This window comes from Micromonospora sp. NPDC048170 (assembly GCF_040652795.1).
Classification (GTDB): domain Bacteria; phylum Actinomycetota; class Actinomycetes; order Mycobacteriales; family Micromonosporaceae; genus Micromonospora.
In genome coordinates this window covers 33,978-60,129 of sequence record NZ_JBEZMR010000001.1, presented here as the reverse complement: position 1 = coordinate 60,129, position 26,152 = coordinate 33,978, and the positions used below count along the sequence as shown (strand labels likewise).

Sequence of the window (26,152 nt, the reverse complement as noted above, 5' to 3'; positions counted from 1 at the left end):
CAACGAAGGATTGGCCAGACAGACATGACACTGCAGGGCGAGATTGCGATCGTCGGGATGGCCGCCCGGGTCCCCGGTGCGGACGACGTCGAGACCTTCTGGAGCAACATCCTCGACGGCCATGAGGCGATGGTCGCCACCGACGACGAGGTCGCGCGCCGGAGGGGCGTCCAGGAGTCGACCCTGACGCGGCCCGAGTACCGGCGGGTCTACGCCGGCGCCGCCGACCTCGACCTGTTCGACGCCGAGTTCTTCGGCCTCAGCCCACGGGAAGCAGCCCTGGCCGACCCGCAGTTCCGGCTCTTCCTGGAACTGGCCCACTCCGGCCTGACCGCCGGCGGGTACGACCCGGCGGGCGATCTCGGCCGGGTCGGCGTGTACGGGGGCAGCACGGCCAACGACTACCGGGAGGACTACGTCGAGGCCAACCCCGCGGTGGCCGACGCGGCCGGCGGGATGAGCATCCGCATCGGCAACAACCCCGACTACATCGCCCCCCTGGTGTCGTACAAGCTCGGCTTCCAGGGGCCGAGCCTATCCGTGTACACCGCCTGCTCCACCTCGCTGGTCGCCGTGCACCTCGGGGTGCAGGCCCTGCTCCTCGGTGAGATCGACGTGGCCGTGGCCGGCGGTGTCCAGGTGGACCTCCCCCTGGACGTGGGCTACGTGTACGAGGCCGGCGGGATCCGTTCCGCCGACGGCCACGTCCGCCCCTTCTCCGCCGACGCCTCCGGCACCATCTTCTCCAACGGCGGAGCCGTGGTGGTGCTCAAGCGGCTGGCTGACGCGCAGGCCGCCGGGGACGTCATCCACGGCGTCCTGCTCGGCTCGGCGATCAGCAACGACGGCAACCGTCGGGCCGGGTTCGCCGCGCCCGGCGTGGACGGGCAGATCAAGGTGGTGCGGGCCGCCCTGGAGCGCGCGGGGCTGACCGCCCGGGAGATCGGGCTGATGGAGGCCCACGGCACCGGCACCGTGGTCGGCGATCCGATCGAGGTGGACGCGCTGACCCAGGCGTACCGTGCGGACACCGACGAGGCCAGCTACTGCGCGCTGGGGTCGGTGAAGGGCAACGTCGGACATCTCGGCCCGGCCGCCGGGGTCGCCGGACTGATCAAGGCGACTCTCGCGGTGCGGGAGGGAATCATCCCGCCGACGATCAACTGGGCCCCGGTGAACCCGGCCATCACGCTCGACGACAGCCCGTTCCGGCTCGCCACCGAGCCCCAGCCGTGGACCGGTGGGTCCCGGCGGGTCGCCGCGGTCAGCTCGTTCGGCATCGGCGGGACCAACGCACACGTCATCGTGGCACCGCCAGCGGAACCCGAGCCGCGGCCCGAACCGGTCGGGCCGCACCTGCTCACCCTCTCCGCCCGTACGCCGGAGGCACTCGCCGCCGCCACGGACCGGCTCGCCGCACACCTGGAGCGCGCCGACGTCCGCCTCGACGACGTCGCGTTCACCCTGCACGAGGGGCGTACGGCGCACCCGCTACGACGGGCGGTGGCGGCCCGGTCGACGACGGAGGCGGCAGGCCGGCTGCGGGCCGCCGCCCACCCGGCCGTCCCGGTCACCGGTCACCGCGAAATCGCCTTCCTCCTGCCCGGACAGGGCGCCCAGCACGCCGGAGCAGGGCGCGGGCTGTACGCGGCCGAGCCGGCGTACCGGGAAGCGGTCGACGCCTGTAGCGACCTGCTCGTCCCGCTGCTCGGCCTGGACCTGCGCACCCTCCTGCACGCCGACCCGACCGACGACACCGCGCAGGCCGCCCTGGCGCGTACCGCCGTCACCCAGCCGGCCATCTTCACCCTGGAATGGGCGTTGGCGGCCCTGTGGAAGGCCCGGGGAGTCGTACCGGCCGCGCTGATCGGGCACAGCGTCGGCGAGCTCGCCGCCGCCACCATCGCCGGGGTCTTCTCCCTGGAGGACGCGCTGCGCGTGGTGGCGGCCCGGGGCCGGCTCATGCAATCCGTCGCCCCGGGCGCGATGCTGGCCCTGCCCGTCGGGGTCGAAGCCGCGGCCGACCTGCTCCCCCCGGACCTGGAGATCGCCGCCGACAACTCCCCGTCGGCCTGCGTGGTCAGCGGCACCGAGGATGCGGTGGCCCGGTTCGCCGCCGAGCTGGAGGACATCGGGATCACCGGCACACCGCTGCGTACCTCGCACGCCTTCCACTCGCGGATGATGGAGTCGATCCTCGACGAGTTCGCCACCGTGCTCGACGGGACCCGCCTCGCCGCCCCCACCGTGCCGTTCCTGTCCAACGTCACCGGTGACTGGGCCGACGCGGAGCAGGTCACCCATCCCGGCTACTGGGTGACGCAGCTGCGCCAGCCGGTCCGGTTCCGGGCTGCGGTCACCCAGCTGATCCGCCGGGGGAACCCGTTCCTGCTGGAGGTCGGCCCGGGACGCGCTCTCGGTGCGTTCGCCCGACAGACCGCCATCGCGCAGGGCACGACCCCGGACTGGGCCGGAAGCCTGCCGACCGTACGCGCGGGCACCGACGAGCGGGACCATGTGCTGACGACCACCGGGACGTTGTGGGCCGCCGGGGTGCCGGTCGACCTGGCCGCCGTCCGCACCGGGCCGGCGCCCCGCCGGGTCGAGCTGCCCGGGTACCCGTACGAGCGGCGGCGGCACTGGGTCGACCCCGACCCGACCGCCCGGACCGTGGTGGCCGAGGCCGAGCAGATCCCGAACGAGCCGTTGCAGACCCCGTTCTACGTGCCGGTCTGGACCCAGGCGCCGCGCACCGCCGGGCCCACGGAGATATTCGGCGAGCACTGGCTCGTCCTCGGGACCGACCCGACCTTCACCGCCGCGGTCGCCACCGCGGCCCTCGCCCACGGCGCCACCGTGACCCGGCTCGACGCTGGCCCGGCGCTGACCGAGGACTTCGGCGTCTTCGAGGCCGACCCGGAGGACCCGAGCCAGATCCGGGCGGTCGTCGAGCAGCTGTGGGACAGCGGCCGGGTGCCGGACCGGGTGGTCGTCGGGTACGACGTGCCGGGCCCGCAGGGGCACCCGACCGGCACCGACCCGACCCCGGCGCACCAGTCGTACCGGCGGGCCGCCGTCCTGGCCCGCGCGCTGCTCGACGTGGTCCGCGACCCGGTGGAGCTGGTCGTGGTCACCAGCCGGCTCTTCTCCGTGGCCGGTGAGGAGGCGGTGCCGTTCAGCGCGACCGCCCTGGGGCCGTTCGGGGCGCTGCCGCGGGAGGCCTCGCGGGTGACGGTGCGTCACATCGACCTGGACGGCAACGGTTCGGCAGGGGTGCTCGCGACCCGGCTGATCGACGAGATCCGGCACCCCGCCGACGAGGTGGTCGCGCTGCGCGGGCACCGGCGGGCGGTCAGGTCGTACGCCACCCTGCGGCACGGGCCGGTCGAGCGGTCGGCCCTGCGCCCCGGTGGGGTCTACGTCATCACCGGTGGTCTCGGCGGCATCGGCGTCACCATCGCCGAGTCGCTGGCCGGGACGGAACGGGCCCGGCTGGTCCTGGTCGGCCGGACCGCCCTGCCGGAGCGGAGCCGGTGGGTGGAGTTGTCCGAGGCGGCGGAGACCGACGCGGCGGTGCGCCAGCGGATCGAGGCGGTGCTGCGGATGGAGCGCCTCGGCGCCCAGGTGCGGGTGGTCGCCGCCGACGTCGCCGCTCCCGGCGCCCTGGCCGCGGTCCTCAGGGACACCGTGGCGGAGTTCGGTGCCGTGCACGGCATCGTGCACGCCGCCGGGCTGTCCGGTGGACAGTTGCTCGCCCTGCACGACGAGGAGAGCGCCGCGAGGGTCCTACGCCCGAAGGTGGACGCGGTCCTCGCGCTGCACGACGAACTCACCACCGGGGACTATCCGGAGTTGGACTTCGTCGCGCTCTGCTCGTCCATCATCGCGATCACCTCCGCGTACGGCCTGTGTGACTACGCCGCGGCGAACCTCTTCATGGACGCGTTCGCGAACTCGGTGGCCGGCCGGCCGGGCCCCCGGGTCGTCTCCAGCAACTGGGTGGGCTGGCGCGAGGTCGGCATGGTGTCCGACCAGGGCGCAGCCCAGGGGGTGCAGGCGCTGCGGGCGATCAGCCAGGGCGGTCGCACGGAACCCCTCGACCACCCGTTCCTCCAGTCGGTCACCGTGAAGGCGGACGGCACCCATCGGTACCGGGGGATGCTCAGCCCGGACGGACACCGCGCCCTCATGGAGCACCGGATCGCCGGTGCGGCGGTGGTCCCGGCGACGATGCTCCTGGAGTCCGTCCGCGCGGCGGCCCACCACGCCCTGGGCGAGGTGCCGGTACGGATCGAGGACCTCCTCTTCAGCGACCCGATCGTGGTCACCGCCCCGCTCACCCTGGCCCTGTCGTTCGCGCCGGAGCGCGCCGCCGAAGGCGCCCCGTTCGAGATCACGGTCGGCGTGGACGACGCGGGCCCGAGGACGGTGCACTGCCAGGGTGTGCTGCGGACGATCGACAAGCACACCGGTGAGGCGGTCGACCTGGACCGGGTCCGGGCCGCGCTGCCGGCCGTCGACATCCGCCGGAAGTCCTCCGGGATGGTGGCCTTCGGTCCGTACTTCGACGTGGTCCGGGAGTACTTCCGCGCCGGGGACGCCGGGCTCGCCCGGCTCGTGGCCGACGACGCCGAGCGCCGGCTCTGGCTGCACCCGGCCCTGCTGGACCAGGCCGCCCACGGCCTGTCCGGCGCCGCGGCCAGCTACCTGCCGTTCTCGTACGCGGGAGTGCGGGTGTACGCGCCGATCCCGGCCGAGGCCTGGGTGTTGCAGACGCACCGCCAGGACCCGGACCGGCCCGAGTTCATCGAGGTCGACGAGACCATCGTCGACCGTGACGGGCGGGTCTGCGTGGTGGTGGACAGCTACGTCCTGCGCGCCCAGCCCGCAGCCGGGGCAGCCTCCGCCGCCGCGTCACCGGCCCAGCCGACGGCGGGTGAACCGGCGTCGGCCGGTGGGCCGACCGGGTCGCCGTCGGGCGGGTCCCGGATGCTGATCAGCAGCGAGCACGGGATCGAACTGTTCCGGCGGATGATCGCGGTGCCGGACCAGCCGCAACTGATCACCTCGGTGGGGCCGCTCCAGGCGCGGATCGACGAGATGCGGTCCTTCTCCTCCGACGCGGTCGCGACCCACCAGGACAGCACGGCCGGCGCGGAGACCGCCCGCTCGGCCAGCCTCGGCACGTACGTCCCGCCGGAGACCGACGTGGAGCACGCCGTCGCCGAACTGTGGTCACAGGCGCTCGGCGTCTCCCCGGTCGGCCTCGACGACGAGTTCCTCGTCCTCGGCGGCTCGTCGTTGACGGCGGTCCAATTGTCCTCCCGGACCCGGGAGCGGTTCGGCATCCAACTCTCCGTCGCCGAACTGTTCGAGCACGCCACGGTGCGCCGGCTCGCGGTCCTCGTCGACGCCCGGGTGGACGCCCTGCTGGACAGGCTCGTCGACCAGACCCCAGGCCCCGAGGACGGTTGGGCGTGAGCGGAAACCGGCCCACCCGGGCGGAGCTGCGGGCCCAGATCCTCGCCGGGCGCCGGTCGTCCATGGCGCCGGCCCCGTCGCGGCCGGCGCCGCGTTCCGGGTACCCGGACCTGTTGCCGATGACGGAGGCACAGCGGCGGCTCTGGTTCGCCGACCGGCTGGCCGGCCCGTTGCCGGTCTTCACGCTCAGCACGGAGATCGAGATCCGGGCGGACCGGGACGTGGTCGCGGCGGCCTGCCGCACCCTGCTCGACCAGCACGCCGCCCTGCGCAGTGCCGTCGTGGTCGAGGCGGGGGTGCCCTCGATCCGGCTGCGTCCCGCCGCCGACTTCCCGGTCTCCTACGTCGACCTGAGCGACCTTTCGGCAGCGGCGGCACAGGCCGAGCTGGCCCGGTACCGCGCCCGGGCCGCCGGGCACCGGTTCGACCTGGAGCACGAGCCGCTGATCCGCTTCACCCACCTGCGACTGCCGGGCGGGAAGGGTCGGCTGCTGATCTGCGTGCACCATCTCACCTGCGACGGAGAGTCGCTTTCCCTCCTGGTGGAGACGCTGAGCACGGGCCGGCCCACGTCGGAACGGATCGACTACCCCGACTACGCGCTCTGGCGGGACTCGGCGGAACAACGCGCCGCGCTGCGAGCCGAGGTCGACCGGGCGGTGGCGGCACTCGGCGACGCCCCCCATCCCGTACGGATCCCGGCCGATCTCGTCCCCGCCCTGGCGGACCCCGCGCCGGCCGACGCCTTCGAGCACGACGTCGCGCTGCCGGCGGAGCTGTACGACGCGGTCCGGAGGGCCGCGCAAGCCCGCCGGACGACCGACACGGTGCTTCTCTTCGCCGCGTGGGCCCGGGTGGTGGCGGCCTGGACCGGCCGTACCGACCTCGTCCTGGGCATGCCGGTCTCGTTACGCGACCACGAGGACGTGGCCCGGATCGTGGGGCTGTTCGTCAACACCGCCCTGGTCCGGGTCACGGTCGACCCGCACGCTCCCGTCGACGAGGCGGTGGCTGCCTGCACGGCAGCGGTGGCGAGGGCGCTCGGCACCGTCCAGGCCCCTCTCGAGGTGGTCCGGCGGGGCGTCTACGGCCCGGCCGCCAACCCGCTGACCGGTTTGGGCGTGTGCTTCAACAAGTTCTCCCTCGACCCGCGTCTGATGGATCTCGTCCCGCGACCGCCCTCTCCGGGCGCCGCCGAACTGCCGGTCGTGCTGGAGATCGCCGACGACAGCCGGCGCTACCACACCAAAATCGTCTTCGACCCGACCCTCTACCGCCCCGCCACGATCGCCAGCCTGGCCCGGGCGTTCCACGCCCAGTTGGCCGAGCTGACCGGCTCGACCCCACCCCCCGCCCTGCCCGACGAGGGCCGGCCCGCTCCGGCCGCGCCCGGCACCGGGACGTCCGACGTGGAGCCGGCCGGCTCCGAGCGGCCGACGGTCGACCCGGCCGGCGGGGCGGAACTGCTCGACGTCCTGCGCGGGCACGCGGTGGCCGACCCGACGCGTACGGCCGTCGACTCCGAGACCGGGACGCTGACCTGGCAGGAGTTGCGGGACGCGGTCGACGACCTCACCGGTCGGCTGCGGGCGGCCGGGGCGCGACCCGGCGACCGTGTGGTGGTGGACACCGAGCGGGGCGTGCCGGCCCTGCTCGGGCTGCTGGCATGCCTGGCCGCCGACGCGGTGTACGTGCCGCTGTCGCGGCGGCTGCCAGGTCCGCGCCGCGCCGCCGTCGCACAGCAGGCGGCGGCCACCTGGGAGATCACCGACGTGGGCGGCGACGGGCCGACGGTTCGACCGCTGCCGGGCCGAACCGGTCCGGAGCTGCCGACCGCCCCCGGATACCTGATCTTCACCTCGGGGAGCACCGGGGTGCCGCGCGGGGTCCACGTCGCGACCGGCACCCTGCTTAGCCACGCCCGGGGAATGGTCGACCGGCTCGCCGTCCGCCCCGCCGACCGGTACCTCCAGTTCGCCGAGCACGGCTTCGACGCGGCCGTCGAGCAGGTCGTCGTGCCACTCCTGGCCGGCGCCACCCTGGTGCTGCGCGGCGAGCAGCCGTGGGATCCCGCCCACTTCGGCCGGATCTCCCGGCGGCTCGGGGTGACCGTGGCGAACCTGCCCACCCCGTGGTTCGTCCAGTTCACCGACGCGCCGCAGGCGACCTGGTCGGACCTCGCCGGCAGCGCCCTGCGGATCGTCCTGGCCGGCGGGGACGCCCTCACCCCCGAGGCGGTCGCCCGGTGGGCGGCGTCGGCGCCGCAACACATCGCCCTGCTCAACGCGTACGGCCCGACGGAGTCGGTGATCACCGCGACCGTCGGCACGGTCTCCGTCGCCGCGGGCGGGGCGGTGCCGGCGTACCCGTCGATCGGCGCGGCCGTACCCGGCCACGAGGTCCTCGTCGTCGACGCCCGGCTGGGCGCGGTCGCCCCCGGGGAGGTCGGCGAGCTGCTCGCCGGCGGGCCGCTCGCCACCGGCTACCTCGCCGACCCCCGGGCCACCGCGTTGGCCTTCGTCCCGCACCCGACGCGACCGGGGCAACGGCTGTACCGCACCGGCGACCTGGTCCGCCACTCGCCCGCCGGCGGTGGGCTGGAGTTCCTGCGCCGCGCCGACGACCAGGTGAAGGTCCGGGGGGTCCGGATCGAGCTCGGTGACGTCGAGGCCGCGTTGCGCGCCCACCCCGACGTCGTCGAGGCCGTGGCCACGGTCACCGACGGCCCCGACCGGCACTTCGTGGGTTGGGTGGTGCTCCGCCCGGGCCGCGCCGTCGGGGAAGCCGAGCTGCGTACTGCGGCGTCCGGCCGGCTGCCGCAGGTCGCCGTGCCCCGCCGGGTGCACGTCCTGGACCACCTGCCGAGGGGCGCCGGGGAGAAACCCGACCGGCAGGCCCTGCGGGAGCGCACCACCGACCCGGCCGCGCCCACCGCCGCCGTGCCCGCCGCCTCCGCGCCCGCGCCCGCCGACGGCGGCGCCGCGACGGTGGCCGCCCTGGCCGGGGAGCTGCTGGGCACCAGCATCGCGGTGGACGGCGACTTCTTCGCCTGTGGCGGGGACTCGCTGAGCGCGGCGCAGCTCGCCGCCCGGTGCGCCGAGGCCTTCCACCGCGACGTCGACCTGGCCACGGTCTTCGCCCATCCCACGCCGGAACGGCTGGCCGCGGCGATCGGCGCGCTACCGGATGCCCCCTCCGGCGACACCGCCGCCAGCCGGCCGGTGCCCCGCCAGCCCGAGCCCGGCACCCGGACGGCGCTGACCCCCACCCAGCAGCGGTTCTGGTTCGCCGTACGGCTCCAGGGACCGGCCGCCCAGGTCGTGCCGATCCCGTTGCGGCTGGCCGGCCCGCTCGACGCGGACGCGCTGCGCGCCGCCCTGGTCGCCCTGCTCAGTCGGCACGGGGTGCTCCGTAGCCGGATCGCCGGGTGGGGCGACGGGGTGCGCGCCGAGGTGCACGACGTCGACGAGGCCGTTCTCGCCGGTCACCTCACCCTCCGCAGGGCCCGGGACGCGGCGGACGCCGACCGGGCCGTGGCCGCGGAGATCCTGCGGTCGTTCGACCTGCGCGAGTCGTGGTTCCGGCCGTACCTGACCGCGCTCGACGGCGGTGAGCACGTGCTGCACCTGGCGGTGCACCACATCGCGGTGGACGGCGACTCGGTCGGCATCCTGGTCCGGGAACTCCTCGACAACTACCAGCGGGCCCGCCGGGGCGAGCCGATCCAGCGGGACCCGGCGATCCAGTATCCGGACGTCGCCTGGTCGCAGGAAGGGACCCGGCGGGCGTCCGACCGGCTGCCCGACGCCGTACGGGCGCTGGCCGGCACGGTCGACCTGGACCTGTCGGCGGCCGACCCGGACCCGGGTGACGCAGCCGCCCGGCGGCTCACGGTGCCGGTCGACGCGCACCTCGCCGACACGGTGGCCCGGCGGCACGGCGTCACCCCGTACTCGGTGGTGATGGCCGCCTGGCAGCGGGCCCTGGCCCGGTGGAGCGGCTGCACCGGCTTCGCCGTCGGGCTGCCGGTGTCGCTGCGCGACGCGACGGGCACCGACATCCCGGGGCCGTTCCTCAACACGGCAGCCGTCCGCGCGGTGCCGGTCGACGGCACCCGCGCCGAGCATCTCGCCCGGGTACAGGAGAGCCTGACGGCGGCGTACGCGTACCGCTTCGTGCCCTTCGACCGGGTGGCGGCGCTCGCCGGCCAGCGGCGGGACCGGGCCGTCCCGGTGTTCCGGACGATGGTGGGCTGGGAGCAGGACCACGAGTCGGCGACCGTGGGTGGCCTGCGGGTGGACTGGTTCGAGCCCACCCCGCTCGGCCTGCCGGCGCCGCTGGTGCTCACCGTCACCGCCAACGGCCGGGCGCACACCCTGGCCGTCCGGTTCGACACCGGCCAGGTGGGCCGGCGCCGGGCCGCCGAGCTGGTGGACCTGCTGGTGGCGGAGCTGGGTGACGAGCCGGGCGTCGAGACCCACGGGGGATGGGCCGGGGTGGTCGACCGGTTCGCCGACCAGGTGGCGCGGCAGCCGGGCGGGCCGGCCGCCGAGCAGGGCGGGCGGGCGTACGACTTCGCGGAGCTGGACCGGCAGGTGGGCGCGGCGGCGGCCGGGCTGCGGGCGTCGGGTGTCGGGCGTGGCGACCTGGTGCTGGTGTCGCTGTCGACCCGGCTGGACACGCTGGTCGCGGCGTACGCACTGTGGCGGCTCGGCGCGGTGTACGTACCGCTCGGCCCGAACCCACCGGTGGACCGGGTACGCCGGATCGCCTCGGTCAGCGCCGCCGGATGGCTCGTCGCCGACGGGGACGCCGGGGAGGTCACCGCCACCGGGGGCGACACCGGCGGGGCGGAGCCGACCCGGATCGCCTGGCCGCTCGACACCCCCGCCGACCCGTCGGACCACGTCGGGTCGGGGCCCACCGGTCACCGCCCGCTGCCGTCCGAGGCGGCGTACGTCATCCACACGTCCGGCTCGACCGGCGAGCCGAAGGGCGTCGTGGTGGAGCACGGCCAGCTCGCCGCGTTCCTCGACGCCTTCGGCACCTACGCCCCGTGGGCGCAGGCCCGGTGCCTGGTCGGGCTCGCCGCGCCGACCTTCGACGCGAGCGTGCTGGAACTCTGCTGGCCGGCCCTGCGCGGCGGCCCGGTCGTCTTCCCGGCCGAGTCGGTCACCTTCGACCCGGCCTCGGTGGTCCGGGCACTCGGCACAGGACGGGGACACGGCTGGCCCACCGCGGCCTTCGCCACCCCCAGCCTCTGGCACGAGGTGCTCCGCCTGGACGGCGACGCCGTGCGTGACGTCGTCGTCGGCACCGGTGGCGAGCCGGTGTCAGCCGATCTCCTGTCCGCGCTGCACACGGCCGGCGCCCGGCCGAGCGTCTTCTACGGCCCGGCCGAGGCGACCGTCATCTGCACCGCCGTCCAGGCCGGTGTCGAACCCGGGTCGGCGATGGTCGGTGCGGCACTGTCGCAGGCCCGGATGCACGTCCTGGACGACGACGCCCGTCCGGCCGCCGAGGGCGAGGCGTACGTGGGCGGGCCACAGGTCGCCCGGGGCTACCTCGGCGCCCCACGGGACACCGCCCTGCGGTTCGTGCCCGACCCGGAGGGCACCGGGGCCCGGATGTACCGCACCGGTGACCGGGTCCGTCGCCGGGCCGACGGCGTGCTGCTCTTCGTCGGCCGCCGCGACGACCAGGTGAAGGTGCGCGGGGTACGGATCGAACTGGGGGAGGTGCAGGCGTGCCTGACCGCCCACCCCGGGGTCGAGGCGGCGGCCGTCGTCCTCGTCGGCGGGGGCGGGACCGCACGGCTGGCCGCCGCCGTGGTGGCCCGTGATCCGGCCGCCGTGCCCGGTGACCTGGCCGTCCAGGTGCGTTCCTGGGCCGAGTCGCGGCTCGTCCCGCAGGCCGTGCCGGTCGTCGTGCCGGTTGCGGCCCTGCCGGTGTCGGAGAACGGCAAGATCGACCGGAAGGCGTTGCTGGCCCGGCTCGGTGAGGAAGCCGCCGAGCCCGACCGGCCCACCGCTCTGGGCGACGACCCCGTCGTCCGGCTGGTCGCCTCGGTGTGGCAGGCGCACCTGCACGCCCCGGTCGCGTCGGCCACCACCGACTTCTTCGAGGCCGGTGGGCACTCGATCGCGCTCCTGCACGTGGTGGAGACCCTCGAGCGCATCTTCAGCATCGACTTCCCGGTGGCGCGGGCGTTCGAGGTGCGGACGGTCACGGCGATGGCGGACGAGATCCGCGCCATCGCCGGCGACAGTGCCGGGCCGACAGCGGGCATCGCGCTGGAGGTATTCGGAGGCAGCCCGCAATGACGTTGCAGCTCAACGACCCGGAGCGGATGGCCGAGTTCCAGCGCCGGTTGGCCGCCGCCGGGCTCGCGCCCCCGGCGAACGGGCCGGCCACGCCCGGCCCGTCGGCCCCGTCGCCCCGGCCGGCCGCCGAGGTCCCTCCTCCCGCCGCCGGGACCGGTGCCGGGCGGCGGACGTTGCAGCCCAGCGAGGCCGGGCTGTGGTTCCTCGACCGGCTGCACCCGGGCAGCCCCGAGTACATCGTGGCCGCCGCCGTCGCCATCCGGGGTGACCTGGACCCGGACCGGCTCGCCGCCGTGTTCGCCGGGCTCGTCGCCCGGCACCCCACGCTGCGTACCCGGTTCGCCGACTCCGACGGCACGGCGTACGCCGAGGTGATGCCGGAGCCGCAGCTCGCGGCCCCGGTCGTCGAGACCGCGCCGGACCTGGACACCTGGTTGTCCGTCGCGGCGGCGGAGCCGTTCGACCTGCGTACCGCCCCGCTGGCGCGGCTGCGGTTGGCCGGTGACGGCACCCGGACCGTCGCCCTGCTGACCGCCCACCACATCGTGGTCGACGGCGCCGCACTGGACACCTTGCTCACCGAGCTGTTCGCCGGGTACGCGGGCGTTCCGCAGGGCGCCGCGCCGGTCGTGCCCCGCGAGCGCCCGGCGCTGTCCCCGTCGCCGGAGAGCGCGGCCTGGTGGCGGGCCAACCTGGACGGGGTCGAGCCCGTCGACCCGCCCACGGTCGGCGCCCGCCCGGCCGGTCCCCGCCGCGGCCGGCGCGTCGGCCACCGCCTCGACGCCGACCTGAACGACGGGATCGACGCCCTCGTGCGGCGCTACGGGGTGACCCGGCCGGCGGTCTTCGCCGCCGCGTACCGGATCCTCCTGCGGGCCGTGTACGGCCACGACGACATCCTCGTCGGCGTCCCGGTCAGTCTCCGCGCGAGGCAGGACGCCGGGGAGCTGGGGAACTTCGTCAACCTGGTCTGCCTGCGCAACCCGACCCGGGCGGCGACCACCGTCGCCGACCTGCTGCGCGCCGAGCACCGGGCGCTGATCGAGGCGATCGCCCACCGGGACACCCCGTTCGACGAGGTGGCCGACCACCTCGCCGGAGGGGCCCGGGGCGGCGACCGGACGCCGGTCCGGGCGGCGTTCAGCCACCACCGCACGCAGGAGCGGGAGGCGGCCCGGGTGGCCGGGCTGGTGGTGGAACGGCTCGACGTCGACCTCGGTACGGCGAAGTTCGACCTGACCCTGCAGGTGGAGGACGCCGGTGCCGGCTCCCGGCTGTGGCTGGAGCACGACGTCGCGGTGCACCCCGCCGACATCGCCCGTTCCCTGCTGGACAGCTACCGGCGGGCGCTGGCCGCGGTGGTGGCCCGACCGGAGGCCACCCTGTCCGCGGTCTGCCTCGACGAACGCCGCCCGGCCGTCGCCCCCGGATGGACCGGGCGCGGGAACCGGGGCGTGGTGGGCTGGTTCGAGGAGACCGCCGCCCGCCACCCCGAGCGGATCGCGGTCGCCGATGGGACCACCTACGGCGAACTCGACGCCTGGGCGGACCAGATCGCCGCCCGGCTGGGCCCGGCCGGCCCGGACGCCCCACCGGTGGCCATCCTCACCGGTCGCACCACCGGGATGCTCGCCGCCATCGTCGCGGTGGCGAAGGCGGGCCGCACCTACGTCCCGCTGGACGCCGAGCACCCCAGGGACCGGATCCGCCAGGTCCTCGACCAGGCGAGGGTCGACACCGTGATCACCGACGCGAGCATCACCGAGGTGCCGCCCGTCGGGCAGGTCGTGGACGCCGACGACTGCCGGCGGTCACCGTGGCCGGGCACCGGAGGGGAGCGGGCGCCGATCCCGTGGTCCGCCCCGCTGTACCGGATCCACACGTCCGGTTCGACCGGCGCCCCGAAGGGCGTCGACGTCACCCACGCCAACCTCGGCTCCCTGATCGACGGGGCGCGGAGCCTGCTCGACCTGCGCCCCGACGACCGGTGGAGCGTGTTCCACTCGGTCGCGTTCGACTTCTCGGTGTGGGAGATCTGGGCGCCGCTGGTCGACGGCGCCACCGTCGTCCTGGTCGACCGGGACACCGCGCGAACGCCCCAGCGGTTCCTCCGGCTGCTCCACGAGGAACGGGTAACCGTCGTCAACCAGACGCCGACCGCGTTCGGGTCGCTGACCCAGGCGGTCACCGAGGACGCCCTCGGGGCGCCGGACTCGCTGCGGCTGGTGGTGTTCGGCGGCGAGGCGCTGCGGCCGGCCACCCTGGCGGGCTGGTTCGACCGGTGCGGTGACCGGACCCCCCGAATGGTCAACATGTACGGCATCACCGAGACGACCGTGCACGTGACGTGGCGGGACATCACCCGCGCGGACGTCGGCGTCGCGAGCCCGATCGGTCGCCCGTTGCCGACCCTGGCCACGGTGGTGGTCGACGCCGACCTCAACCGCCAGCCCGTCGGGTGCGCCGGGGAACTCATGGTCGCCGGCGCCGGCGTGAGCCTCGGGTACGCCGGTTCCCCGGCCCGTACCGCCCTGCGCTTCGTCCCCGACATCACCGGTGGCGGTGGCCGGATGTACCGCACCGGCGACCGGGTCCGGGAGCGCGCCGACGGCGACCTCGACTACCTCGGCCGCGTCGACGCGCAGCTCAAGGTACGCGGATTCCGGATCGAACCCGCCGAGGTCGAGCACGCCCTGCTCGCCCACCCGGACGTGACGGACGCCGCCGTGACCGTCGCCCGGGTCGGGCGGGCCGGCGTCGGGCTGATCGGTTTCGTGCAGGCCGGCGCGGCGGCCGACCCGGATGAGATCCGCGCCTTCGTCGCCGCCCGGCTCCCCGACCACATGGTCCCCCGGGTGCACCGGCTCGACCGGCTGCCCCGCACCGTCAACGGCAAGCTCGACCGGCGGGCCCTGCGGGACCTGGCCGCGGATCTGGCCCCCCAGCGGTCCGGCCCGGCCGACGGCGGCCACCCGGTCGACGACCGGGAACGGGCGGCCGTCGCGGTCTGGCAGGACCTGCTCGGCGTCGCCGACGTCCGGGTGACCGACAACTTCTTCGCCCTCGGCGGGGACTCGATCCTGGCGGTCCAGGCTGCCGCGGCGATGTCCGGCCGGGGACTGCCGGTCACCGTCGCCGACATCTTCGACCACCAGTCGATCCGGAACCTGCTCGCGGCCGTACCCGACACGACCGTGGAGCCGACGGAGGCCGGGACCGGGCCGGCCGCCCCGGCGGACCACCGGCACCTGCTCGCCCCCGCCGACTCCGACCGGCTGCCCGCCGGGGTGGAGGACGCGTACCCGCTGACCCTGTTGCAGCAGGGGATGCTCTTCCACCAGCTGGAACAGAACAGCTACCTGAACGTCACCACCACCCTCGTGCGGTGCGCCGCCTTCGACGGTGAGCTGCTGCGCCAGGCCTTCGACCGGGTCGTCCAGCGGCACCCCGTGCTGCGCAGCGGATTCGACCTCGCCACCTGTTCCGAGCCGCTGCAACTGGTCTGGCGGCACGTCGGCGTCGACCTGCCCGTGGTCGACTGGCGGGGCCGGGGCGACGCCGAGGTCCAACGGGACCTGCGGGCGTGGATGGCCGAGCAGCGTCTCCGGCCGTTCGACCTGACCCGCCCGCCCCTGATCCGGTTCACCGCCCATCGTGTCTCCGACACGGACTTCTGGTTCAGCGCGGTGGAGTGCCACGCCATCCTGGACGGCTGGAGCTTCACCTCCACCCTCACCGAGGTCCTGGAGGAGTACGACCGGGTGTGCGCCGCCGCCCGGGACGACCGGCCACTCGCCCGGCTCGTCCCGCCGCCGGACTCGTTCGGCGACCACGTCTGGCGGGAGCGGCGTGCCCTGGCCGACCCGGCGGCGGTCGAGCTGTTCCGGGACGTCATCGCCCGGGCCCGGCCGGTGCGGATCCCGAACCGGGCCGAGGGGGGCGCGTCCGGGCACCGGCAGCGGGCCCTGCTGCCGCTCGACCCCGAGGTGAAACGCGGGCTGGAGGCGGCGACGACCCGGCTGCGGCTGCCGATGAAGAGCCTGCTGCTGGCGGCGCACGCGGTGGTGATGTCCGTCCTGTCCAACGCGGACGTGATCACCCTGGGGATGGTGACCAACGGCCGGCCGGAGACGGCCGGCGGCACCCAGACCCGGGGCCTGTACCTGAACACCCTGCCGGTGACCGTCACCGTCGGTGGACGCGACTTCGCCGACCTGGCCCGGGCCTGCCTGGCCGAGGAGAGCCGGCTGCTGCGCTTCCGTACCTACCCGGGGGTGGCGACGGAGCTGGCGTTCGGCCGGCAGCCGCTGATGACGACCGCGTTCAACTACACCCGGTTCCATGCGATGAAGCGGGTGAGCAGCGGCGGCGACGTCCGCCGGGTGGGGCACCTGGAGGAGGACGCCCCCACCAACTATCCCCTGTACGTGTCGTTCGACCACGGCGCCGCCGACGACAGCGACCACCTGGCCCTCATTCTGATGGCCTCCCCGCAGCACTTCACCGATGCCGCCGTGGCGTCCCTGATGGCCTGCTACCGCACGGTGCTCACCGCGATGGCCGCCGACCCGAGCCTGTCGGTGGCCGATGTGACATGGTCGACGGGGAACACCCCGGCCGTCGCCCCGGCGCCGGATCCGGGCACCCTGGCGGGGCTGCACGAGACCGTCCTCGACCGGGCGACCCGCTGGCCGGACCAGGTCGCGGTGCGCGACGCCGGTGACGCCGTGCTCACGTACCGGCAACTGGCCGACGCGGTCGGGCGGGGCGCCGGTGGGCTGCGGGCGGCCGGCGTCGGGCGGGGCGACACCGTCGGCGTGTGCCTGCCGCGCGACCACCGGCTGGTGGTGACCATCCTCGCCGTCCTCAGCGTCGGCGCGGTGTACGTCCCGGTCGATCCCGACCTGCCGGTGGCCCGCCAGCGGGTGATCCGTGACCGGGCGGCCCTGCGGTACGTGGTCGCGGCCACCCCCACCCGGTCCCACCTGGACCCGGAACTCCCGGTCCTCGACGTCGACGACCTGGCGGCGCACCCCACGCCGGCCGGGCCGCCGGTCGCCACGCACCCGGGGGAGCTGGCGTACCTGATGTTCACCTCCGGGTCGACCGGGGAGCCGAAGGGCGTCATGGTCCCGCACGGCGCGTTGGCCGCGTTCGACGCCGCGATCGGCGACCGGTACGCACAGGGTGCGGTGATGCTGGCCGCCACCAACGCGTCGTTCGACATCTCCGTCGCGGAACTGCTGATCCCGCTGGCCCACGGCGCCGGGGTGGTGGTCTTCGACCGGGGCGGGCGCTTCGACCCGGACGACTTCGCCACGGTGGTACGCCGCGCCGGGGTGACCATGGTCCAGGCCACCCCCTCGCTCTGGACCGAGCTGCTCGCCGGGGACGCCGACCTCAGCGGGATCGAGGCGTGGACCGGCGGTGAGGCGTTGACCGCCCGGCTGGGACGGTTGCTGCGAGACCGGGCCGGGGCGGTGCACAACTGGTACGGGCCGACCGAGACCACCATCTGGTCCACCGTCCACCCGGTGACCCCGGACGACCTCGACCCGGCGGTGGTGCCGGTCGGCCGGGCGCTGCCCGGCGAGGCCGTCCACGTCCTCGGGTCGGGGCTGCGGCAGGTGCCCGACGAGATGGTCGGTGAGGTGTTCGTCGGCGGTGCCGGCCTGGCCAGGGGCTACCTCGGCGACCCGGCGCGGACCGCCCTGCGGTTCGTCCCCGACCCGTTCGGGGCGCCGGGATCGCGGATGTACCGCACCGGGGACCGGGCCCACCGGCGGGCCGACGGGGTGCTCCACTTCGCCGGCCGCGTCGACGACCAGGTCAAGCTCAACGGGTACCGGATCGAACCGGGGGAGATCGAGGCGGTGCTGGCCGGGCTCGCCGAGGTGGCCCGGGTGGCGGTCGCGGTACGACACGACCAACTCGTGGCGTTCGTCGTCCCGAGGCAGGACGAGCTCGACCTCGCCGCCCTGCGGGGGCGGCTGCGGGACCTGCTCCCCGCCCACCTGGTGCCCCGCCTGGTGCGTGCCGACGATCTGCCGCTGAACGCCAACGGCAAGGTCGACCGGGGGCGGTTGCCGGACGTCGTGTTCACCGAGGACGTGTCGACGGCGACGTTCGTCCCGGCGTCCAGCGCCGCCGAACGGACCCTGGCCGAGGTGTGGCGGGAGGTCCTCGGCGCCGACCGGGTCGGGGTCCACGACAACTTCCTCGACCTCGGCGGGGACTCGATCACCGCGTTGCGGACGGTCGCCCGGGTCAAGGCGCGGGGACTCCAGGTCGCGGTCGCCGACATGCTCGGCCCGCGGACCCTGGCGGAGGTGGCTGCGGGGGCGACCCCGGCTGCCGTCGCCGCCCCGGCCGGTGGCGGGGTGCGGGAGAACGCGGGCGGGGTCGTCGACCCGGCCGGCGAGCCGGAGCGGGCGGCCCGTCCCGCCACGTCGCTCGACGGCGTCGACATCAGTCTGGCCGGTCTCGACGAGGAGACCGCCCGTGCCCTCGTCGCGCGGCTGAGCAGCAACGGAGAGGAGCTTTCCCGATGAGCGGCCCGAGCCCGGTCGAGGCGATCTACCCGCTGACCCCGCTACAGGAGGGGATGCTGCTGGAGTCCCTCGACGCCGGCGATGCCCGTGCGTACCTCAGCCAGGTCCGCTACACCCTGCGCGGGGCGGTGGACGCCGAGGCGCTGCGCTCGGCGTGGACCGCGGTCGCCGCCAAGCACCAGGCGCTGCGGGCCTGCGTGGCGTACACCGGGCTGACCGCCCCGGTGCAGGCTGTGTACCGGCAGCCGTTCGACCTGGTCGAGGTCGTCGACGGGGTGCACGACGACGACGCCCTCGACGAGCACCTCCGGCGGGACCTGGACGCCGGGTTCGACCTGGAGCGTGCGCCCCTGCACCGGGTGCGGCTGCTCGAACGCGCCGACGGCACGTGGGAGATGGTGTGGACCTCCCACCACATCATGATCGACGGATGGTCCATCCCGATCGTGGTCAGTGACGTCTTCGTCGCGTACGGCCAGCGGTGCTCCGGGGTCCCGATCGATCTTCTCCCGACGGCCGACTACCGCGACTACCTGCGGTGGACCGCCGGACGCGACCGGGGGCAGGTGCTGGAGCACTGGCGGCGGGCGCTGCGGGGGTTCACCGAGCCGACGCCCCTGCCGGCGCCGGCGCCGGGTGCGGTCGCCCGGGGCCGCCAGGTCCTCGCCGCGACCCTGCCGGCCGCGGACTCGAGCCGGCTCGTCCAGCGGGCCAAGCAGGAACGAGTCACCCTCAACACCCTGATCCAGGCCGCGTGGACGGTCGTCCTGGCCCGGTTCAGTGGCCGCGACGACGTGTTGTTCGGCGCGACCGTCTCCGGCCGGCCGGCGGCCGTGCCCGGCGCGGAGACGATGGTCGGCCTGTTCATCAACACCCTTCCGGTACGGGTCCGGCTGCCCAGGCGGGTGCCGGTGGCGACCTGGTTGCAGGACCTCCAGCGGCGTTTCCTGGCCAGCCGGGAGTACGAGGAGGCGTCGCTGCGCGACATCCGGTCGGTGGCCGAGGTGCCCCGACAGCGGAGCCTCTTCGAGTCCATCGTGGTGGTCGAGAACTACCCGCTGATCACCGACGACCGGTTCGGCGACCGGCGTCCCCCGGTGGACATCGTCGCGGCCACCTCCCGGGAGGAACTCGCCCACCCGCTCGTACTCAGCGTGACCGGCGGCGGGGAGACGGCGGTCGAGTTGTTCCACGACGACGCCAAGGTCCCGGCTCTGGCGGCGCAGGCGATGCTCGACGGGTTCGTCGCGGTGCTCCGGACCCTGGCCGACGGCAGCGCGGCCGGCGTGTCCGACCTGCTGGCGGCGGTGCCGGCGGCGACGCCGCTGACCGGCGGGACGCCGGCCGTCGCAGAGCCGCCGCTGGTCCCGGCGGTCGTCCGGGCCATGGCGGCGGCGTCCCCCGACGCGGTGGCGGTGGTCGACGGTCCCCGTCGGGTGAGTTACGCGGCGCTGGTCGACGCCGCCGACCGGGGGGCCGGACGGCTGCGCCGGCACGGTGTCGTGACCGGCGCGACGGTCGCCCTGCTCGCCGATCGTGGCGTCGACCGGGTCGCGGCGACCCTGGCGGTGTGGTTCGCCGGGGGCCAGTTCGTGCCGCTGGATCCGGCCTGGCCGGCGGCCCGGACCACCGCGCTGCTGGCCCAGGTCGAGCCCGCCGTGGTGCTCACCGACGATCCGGCGCTTGCGGCCACCGACGCCCCGGTGCTGTCCCTGACCGGCCTCCTCGCTGACCCCGACCCCGATACCGGCCACGCGGCCGGGGCGGTCGCCGACGTCGACGCCGATGCCGGCAGCCGTGGCGGTGCCCACCGCGCCGTCGTGCCGGCCGAGCAGGCGTGTGGTCCGGTGGCGGCGGGCCGCACCGACGCGGCGTACACGATCTTCACCTCGGGGACCACCGGGCGGTCCAAGCCGGTCGTCGTCGAGCACGGGGCCCTCGCCGTCGCGGTGGCGGGGTGGGAGACGGCCCACTCGTTCGCCGCCCGCACCCGCAACCACCTGCATCTGGCCAACCCGGCCTTCGACGTGGCGATCGCCGAGGTGCTCCGGGCACTGTGCGCCGGCCGGACGGTGGTCGTGGCCTCCCGGGCGGCCGGGGAGGATCCGGCGGCGCTGCTCGACCTGATCCTCGACGAGCAGGTCGACGTCGTGGACGTCCCGCCCAGCCTGCTGCGTCCCCTGATGGACGAGGTCGAGCTGTCCGGGCAGCGCCTCGACCAGCTCAGCGCCGTCCTGATCGGCGGGGAGTCCTGGTTCGCCCGCGACTACGTCCGCCTCGCCGAGGTCGCCGGCGCGCGGACCCGGGTCGTCAACGCGTACGGCATCACCGAGACCAGCATCGACAGCGCGTACGCGGTCCTCGGCACCGTCGCCGGCCAGGCCGAGACGCTCTGGCTGGACGCCACGTACCCGGGGGTGGACGCGCTCCTCGTGGACGGCGCCGGCAGGCAGGTCCCGGTGGGGGCCCGGGGCGAGGTGTGGCTCAGCGGCCCCACGCTCGCCCGCGGATACGACCGGGATCCCGCCCGCACCGCCCTGCGGTTCGTTCCCGACGCCCGCCCCGGCCGCGTCGGCTCGCGGGCGTACCGCACCGGTGACCTGGGCACCGTCGACGGGCGGGGACGGCTGCACCTGCTGGGCCGGGTCGACGCGCAACTGTCGGTCAACGGGCACCGGATCGAGCCGCAGGAGGTGGAGGCGGCCCTCGTCCTGCACCCGGACGTGGCCGGCGCCGCGGTCACGGTGCGCGACGGACACCTGGTGGCGTTCGTGACCTCCCCGACGGCAGCCCTGGACACCGAGCAGGTCCGGGCCCACCTGCGCGCCCTGCTGCCGTCGTACGCGGTGCCGATGCTGGTCCGGATCGACGCTCTGCCGGTCACCGCGAACGGCAAGCTGGACCGCGCGGCGCTGCCGGCCACCGTGGACGGCTCCACCGCTGTCACCGGCCACGTCGAGCCGTCCACCCCGACCGAGCGGATCCTGGTCGACGTGTGGCGGGAGGTCCTCGGGGCCGAACTGGTCGGTGTCCGGGACAACTTCTTCGACCTCGGCGGCGACTCGATCGCCGGGCTGCGGGTCAAGGGCCGGGCCGCCGGGCAGGGCATCGACCTGCAACCGCGCGACGTGTTCACCTACCAGACGGTGGCCGAACTGGCCGCGTACGTGGACAGCCGGGAGTCCGACACCGCCGTCGCGACCCTGCACCACGAGGGCGAAGTCCCGCTGCTGCCGATCCAGCGGCTGTTCCTGGACCACGCCGGTGCGGATCCGGCCCACTTCGACATGGCCCAGGGCGTACGGGTGGACCGGGTCCTCGACCCGGCGACCGTCCGGGCGGCGCTGGAGGCGGTCGCCCGCCGGCACGGCGCCCTGCGGACCCGGTTCCGGCGCACCTCCGACGGCTGGCGGCAGTGGGTCGAGGCGGACCCCGACCCGCTGGTGACCTTCCAGGTGGTGGACCTGCGGGGGCGGCCCGACGACCGGGCGGCCACGCACCAGGCCCTGCTCGCCGGCCACCGTTCCGGCCACGACCTGGCCGGCAGCCCGCTCTGGTCCTGCCTGACGGTGCTCGACGACCAGGAGACGACCCTCTACTTCGCCGTGCACCACCTGGTCATGGACATCTACTCGTGGCGGTTGGTGGTCCAGGACTTCCTCGGCAACTACGCCGCCCTGACCGCCGGTGAACCACCCCGGGACACGCCGATGCCCGGCTACCCCGAGTACGCCCTCGCGGCGGCCGCGCAGATCGGCTCCCTGCGGGAGTCGGAGTCGGCCTGGCTGTCGACGATCGGCACCCCCCGGCCGGTCCCGACCACCCTGTCCGGCGGGGAGAACACCCTGGCCGGGGTCCGCAGCGTCGAGGGGGCGGTGTCCCCGGCGGCCACCGACACGCTGCACCGGCTGCGGGCCGGCGGCGGCACCGCCAGCCCGGTCCTGGTCACCCTCCTGGCCGGGTTCTCCCGCGCCTACAGCCGGTGGTCGGGGGAGGACCTGTACCTGTTCGTGGAGACCCACGGCCGGGACACCGCCCTGGGCGGGGTGGACACCAGCGCCGCCGTCGGGTGGTTCACCGCGCTGTACCCGGCGACGGTGCCGTACCGGCCCACCGAGTCCTTCTCCGACACCTGGTGGCGGGTGCGCCGGCTGGTGGAGTCCGTGCCCCGCCCGGTGTCGTCGTTCGGGCTGCTCCGCGACGCCGAGCCGCGCTCGGCGCTGGCCGACGTCCCGCTGCCACAGATCGCGCTGAACCACACCGGGACCATGTCGGCCGACGTCGACGGCTCCGACCGGCACGGGCTGAGCGTCGTGCCGGTGCCGTCGCTGACCGCCGACCCGACCACCCGCCGCGACCAGCTGATCGACGTGGAGACCGGCGTGGCGGACGGCCGGTTCCAGTTCGCCGTCAACTACAGCTCGGCGCACTTCGACCAGGCCGGCATCGAGAAGTTCGCCGCCCTGTTCTGCGAGGAGCTGGAGAACCTGCCTGACCACATCGAGGAGGAGAAGACCCATGGCGCTCTTTGACGAGGACGACGACACCATCATCTACGCCGTCGTGGTCAACCACGAGGAGCAGTACTCCGTCTGGCCGGTCGACCGGGACGTGCCGGAGGGGTGGCGTGAGGTCGGGGTGACCGGACGCGTCCGCGAGTGCCTCGACCACATCGAGAAGGTGTGGGTGGACATGCGCCCGCTCAGCCTCCGCCGGGCACTGGAACCACAGTGACCGCCACCGCCACCGCCACCGTCGCCCACGCCCCGCACGAACGGGCCGGCCCACTGCCCTACGGGCCGGACTGGGCGATCCTGCCGTCGGTCTTCGCCCGGGTGGCCGGCATGCCGATGGACTGGCTTCTCGTCGAGCCGGCGGCCGACCACGCCTCCGCACGGGCCGCCGGGGAACGGGCCCTGGCCGAGATCGTCCGGCAGCCCCTGTTCGCCGAGGCGTTGACCTGGCAGAACCGGGGCATGTTCCAGCAGGCGCGGCGGAACCTCGACTCCGCGCGCCCGTACCGGCGCCGCGAGGCGCAGCGTCGGCTCTGGGCGTACGCGGCCCGGTACTGCGCGAAGAACGACACCATCGGGTTCTTCGGGCCGATCGTCTGGGGAACGGTCACCACCGGCGCCACCGACATCGGTCCGGTGACCGGCCGGCTGCTGCGGCGTGGGGTGTTCTTCGAGCACTGGGCGCTGCGGGCGGCTGCCGCCGCGATCGAGACCCGGCACGGCCTCGACCCGTGGACCGTCCCGAGGCTGGCCGCCGGGGTGACCGTCGTCGTCGACGGGGTGCTGCTGGCCGACAACGCCCCGTTGCGGCTGGCGGCACTGCCGCGCCGGGTCGTCGAGGCGTGCGACGGCACCCGGACCGTCGCCGACGTGGTGGACGAACTCGCCGAGCACCCCGCGTCGGAGGTCGACGCCGCACTGACCCGGCTGCGGGCGATGGGAGTCCTCACCGCCGGGCTGGTGGTGCCCCGGCGGATCGACCCGGAGGCGCACCTGCGTGGCCAGCTCGCCCGGGTCGCCGACTCGCGACGCCGGGTGGCGGCGCAGGCCGACCTGGCCGAGTTGGTGGCGGCCCGGGACCGGGTCGCCGACGCCGCCGGGGACGCCGATCGGCTCGCCGAGGCCCTCGATGGCCTCGACCAGTCGTTCGTCGGGATCACCGGCGGCGCTCCCCAGCGCGGTGCTGCCGGCCAGTTCTACGCCGGGCGGGGAGTGGCCTACGAGGACTGCCTCGGCGATCTGCCGGTCCGCCTCGGCGCCGACGTGCTGGACCGGATCCGTCCCGCCCTGGAACTGTTGCTGTTCAGCGCGGCCTGGTTCATCCGCGCGGTGGCCCAGGAGTACGAGCGGTTCGTCGCGGACCTGGTCACCGCGAAGGAGCCGGCAACCGGCGCCGGGCTACCGCTGTCGGAGGTTCTGACGGCGGTGGCCGGCACCACCGGGTGGGGTGTCTGGTCCCCGGCCGACGCTGTCGCCGAGCGGCTGCGCCGGACCTGGCACACCCTCCTGGTCGGCGGATCCGACCCGGGCCGGCGGCGGATCCGGCACGACTCGGCCGCCCTGCGCGCCGAGGTCGAGTCCGCCTTCGCCCACGACGTGATGGGGTGGCGCGGCACCCGGCTGTACAGCCCCGACCTGATGATCGCCGCCCGGTCGGCGGCGGACCTGCGCGACGGGCGGTTCCTGGCTGTCCTCGGCGAACTGCACCCGGCCCACAACACGATGGACGTGGTGGCCGCCGACGCCTGGCACCCGGACCGCGACCGGTGGCACGGATGGCTGGACGGCAGTGCCCCCGCCGACCGGGTGACGCCCCTGTACCCGCTGGACCACGAGCAGATCAACTCCCGGACCGTCCCGCCGTCGGCGTACCTGTCGCCGTCCGCCACCTACCTGGGGCTGGGCTCCGGCGTGCCGTACCACCCGCGGGGCGCCCGGCTGATCCCGGTGTCGGCGCTGCGCGCGACCCGCGTCGGCGACCGGGTGGTCATCACCTCGGCGGTCGACCCGGAGTACGCCGCCGACGTGGCCACCGTCTTCGGCGAACTGCTGGCCAACGCGGCGGCCACCCGGTTCGGGCTCCTGCCGGCCGCCGACCACCGCCCCCGGCTGTGCATCGACGACCTGGTGGTGCAGCGGGAGAGCTGGACGATGCCCTACCCCGAGTTGCCCTCCCCAGGGCAGAGCCTCGACCCGGCGTACAACGTGATACGGGCGATCGGCGCGGCCCGGGACATGCCCCGGCACGTGTTCGTGACCGTCGGCGGCGAGCGCAAGCCGTTCCACCTGGACTTCGACAATCCGCTGTCGGTGGGGGTGTTGATCTCCCACCTCCGGCGACAGCGCCGCGTCGACCCGGCCGGTCGGGTCACCTTCGTGGAGATGCTGCCGGACCCCGACCAGCTCTGGCTGACCGACGCGGCGGGCCGCCGGTACACCGCCGAGTTCCGGATCACCTGCGTCGACCAGCGGAGCACCGGCAACGGGCACCCCTCGTCCCCGGGAGTGCGACGATGAGTGCCGCCCGTCTCGTTCCCGCGCCGGGCCCCGCCGACGACCGCCCGGTGCTGGTCGTCGTCCCGTACGCCGGCAGCGGCGTCGCGCCGTTCCGAACCTGGGGCCCCGAGCTGGCGAGCCTGGCCACGGTCACCGCCGTCCTGCTCCCGGGCCGGGAACAGCTGTTCGGCGAGCCGTTGCTGACCTCGATGACCGACGTCCTGCGCGGGCTGACCCCTCAGGTCGCCGCGCTGCGACCCCGGCCGGTGGTGCTGTTCGGGCACAGTCTGGGCGCGCTGATCGCCTTCGGCCTGGCCCGCGAGCTGCGCCGGGAGGGCGTTCCGCCAGCCGCTCTGATCGTCTCCGGAGCCGGTAGCCCCTGCCGCAGGGATCCCACCGACATGATCCATCTGCTCGGCGACGACGCCCTGCTGCAACGCACCGTCGACTACGACGGGATGCCTCCGGAGTTGCTGGCCGACCGCGACCTGTCGGCCATGTTCATCCCGATCCTGCGCGCCGACTTCCAGGTCCTGGAGACGTGGGTCGTGGACCCGCTGCCGCCGCTGGACCTTCCGGTGACGGTGCTGCGCGGGGTCAGCGACACCTCGGTCACCGACCACCAGGCCGACGGGTGGCGTACCCACACCGTCGCGCCGCCCGTCGAACGCTTCCTCCCCGGCGGGCACTTCTTCGTCCACACCGCGCGTGAGCAGGTGCTCCACGCCGTCCGCGACGTGCTGGCCGCCGTGCCCCGCCGCGCACACACCTGACCCCGCGACACAAC

The 26,152-nt window shown here is 75.0% G+C and carries 7 protein-coding genes; all 7 read left to right on the top strand.

Translation table 11 applies throughout. The features are described 5' to 3' along the window. Positions 1–24 precede the first annotated feature (24 nt). From AB0D32_RS00160 to AB0D32_RS00130, 7 genes are read left to right on the top strand one after another with little or no spacing between them, the layout of a single operon-like run. Positions 25–5,481 (top strand): beta-ketoacyl synthase N-terminal-like domain-containing protein, encoded by a 5,457-nt coding sequence (locus AB0D32_RS00160; RefSeq protein WP_357082337.1) that lies wholly within the window; start codon positions 25–27, stop codon positions 5,479–5,481. Further along, positions 5,478–11,804, top strand: coding sequence for an AMP-binding protein (locus AB0D32_RS00155; RefSeq protein ID WP_357082333.1), 6,327 nt, complete (start codon positions 5,478–5,480; stop codon positions 11,802–11,804). The genes AB0D32_RS00160 and AB0D32_RS00155 overlap by 4 nt, the downstream gene beginning before the upstream one ends. Then, positions 11,801–18,355: an amino acid adenylation domain-containing protein gene (locus tag AB0D32_RS00150; RefSeq protein ID WP_357082330.1), complete on the top strand. Its 6,555-nt coding sequence runs from the start codon at positions 11,801–11,803 to the stop codon at positions 18,353–18,355. The genes AB0D32_RS00155 and AB0D32_RS00150 overlap by 4 nt, the downstream gene beginning before the upstream one ends. Then, positions 18,352–22,887 carry a condensation domain-containing protein gene (locus AB0D32_RS00145; RefSeq protein WP_357082327.1) on the top strand — a complete coding sequence of 1,512 codons (4,536 nt, stop codon included), beginning with the start codon at positions 18,352–18,354 and terminating at the stop codon, positions 22,885–22,887. The genes AB0D32_RS00150 and AB0D32_RS00145 overlap by 4 nt, the downstream gene beginning before the upstream one ends. Beyond that, positions 22,874–23,089, top strand: a complete 216-nt coding sequence (locus tag AB0D32_RS00140; RefSeq protein WP_357082324.1) for an MbtH family NRPS accessory protein — start codon at positions 22,874–22,876, stop codon at positions 23,087–23,089. The genes AB0D32_RS00145 and AB0D32_RS00140 overlap by 14 nt, the downstream gene beginning before the upstream one ends. Continuing rightward, positions 23,086–25,386 carry a lantibiotic dehydratase gene (locus AB0D32_RS00135; RefSeq protein ID WP_357082321.1) on the top strand — a complete coding sequence of 767 codons (2,301 nt, stop codon included), beginning with the start codon at positions 23,086–23,088 and terminating at the stop codon, positions 25,384–25,386. The genes AB0D32_RS00140 and AB0D32_RS00135 overlap by 4 nt, the downstream gene beginning before the upstream one ends. Continuing rightward, a complete protein-coding gene (locus tag AB0D32_RS00130) occupies positions 25,383–26,138 on the top strand; it encodes an alpha/beta fold hydrolase (RefSeq protein ID WP_357082318.1) in 756 nt (251 codons plus the stop codon). Before AB0D32_RS00135 ends, AB0D32_RS00130 begins: the two co-directional genes overlap by 4 nt. Positions 26,139–26,152 lie beyond the last annotated feature (14 nt).

Bases quoted from the DNA above. Each gene is read 5' to 3' on its own strand.
- AB0D32_RS00160 (WP_357082337.1), top strand. From the start codon at position 25: ATGACACTGCAGGGCGAGATTGCGATCGTCGGGATGGCCGCCCGGGTC.
- AB0D32_RS00150 (WP_357082330.1), top strand. From the start codon at position 11,801: ATGACGTTGCAGCTCAACGACCCGGAGCGGATGGCCGAGTTCCAGCGC.
- AB0D32_RS00145 (WP_357082327.1), top strand. From the start codon at position 18,352: ATGAGCGGCCCGAGCCCGGTCGAGGCGATCTACCCGCTGACCCCGCTA.
- AB0D32_RS00140 (WP_357082324.1), top strand. From the start codon at position 22,874: ATGGCGCTCTTTGACGAGGACGACGACACCATCATCTACGCCGTCGTG.
- AB0D32_RS00130 (WP_357082318.1), top strand. From the start codon at position 25,383: ATGAGTGCCGCCCGTCTCGTTCCCGCGCCGGGCCCCGCCGACGACCGC.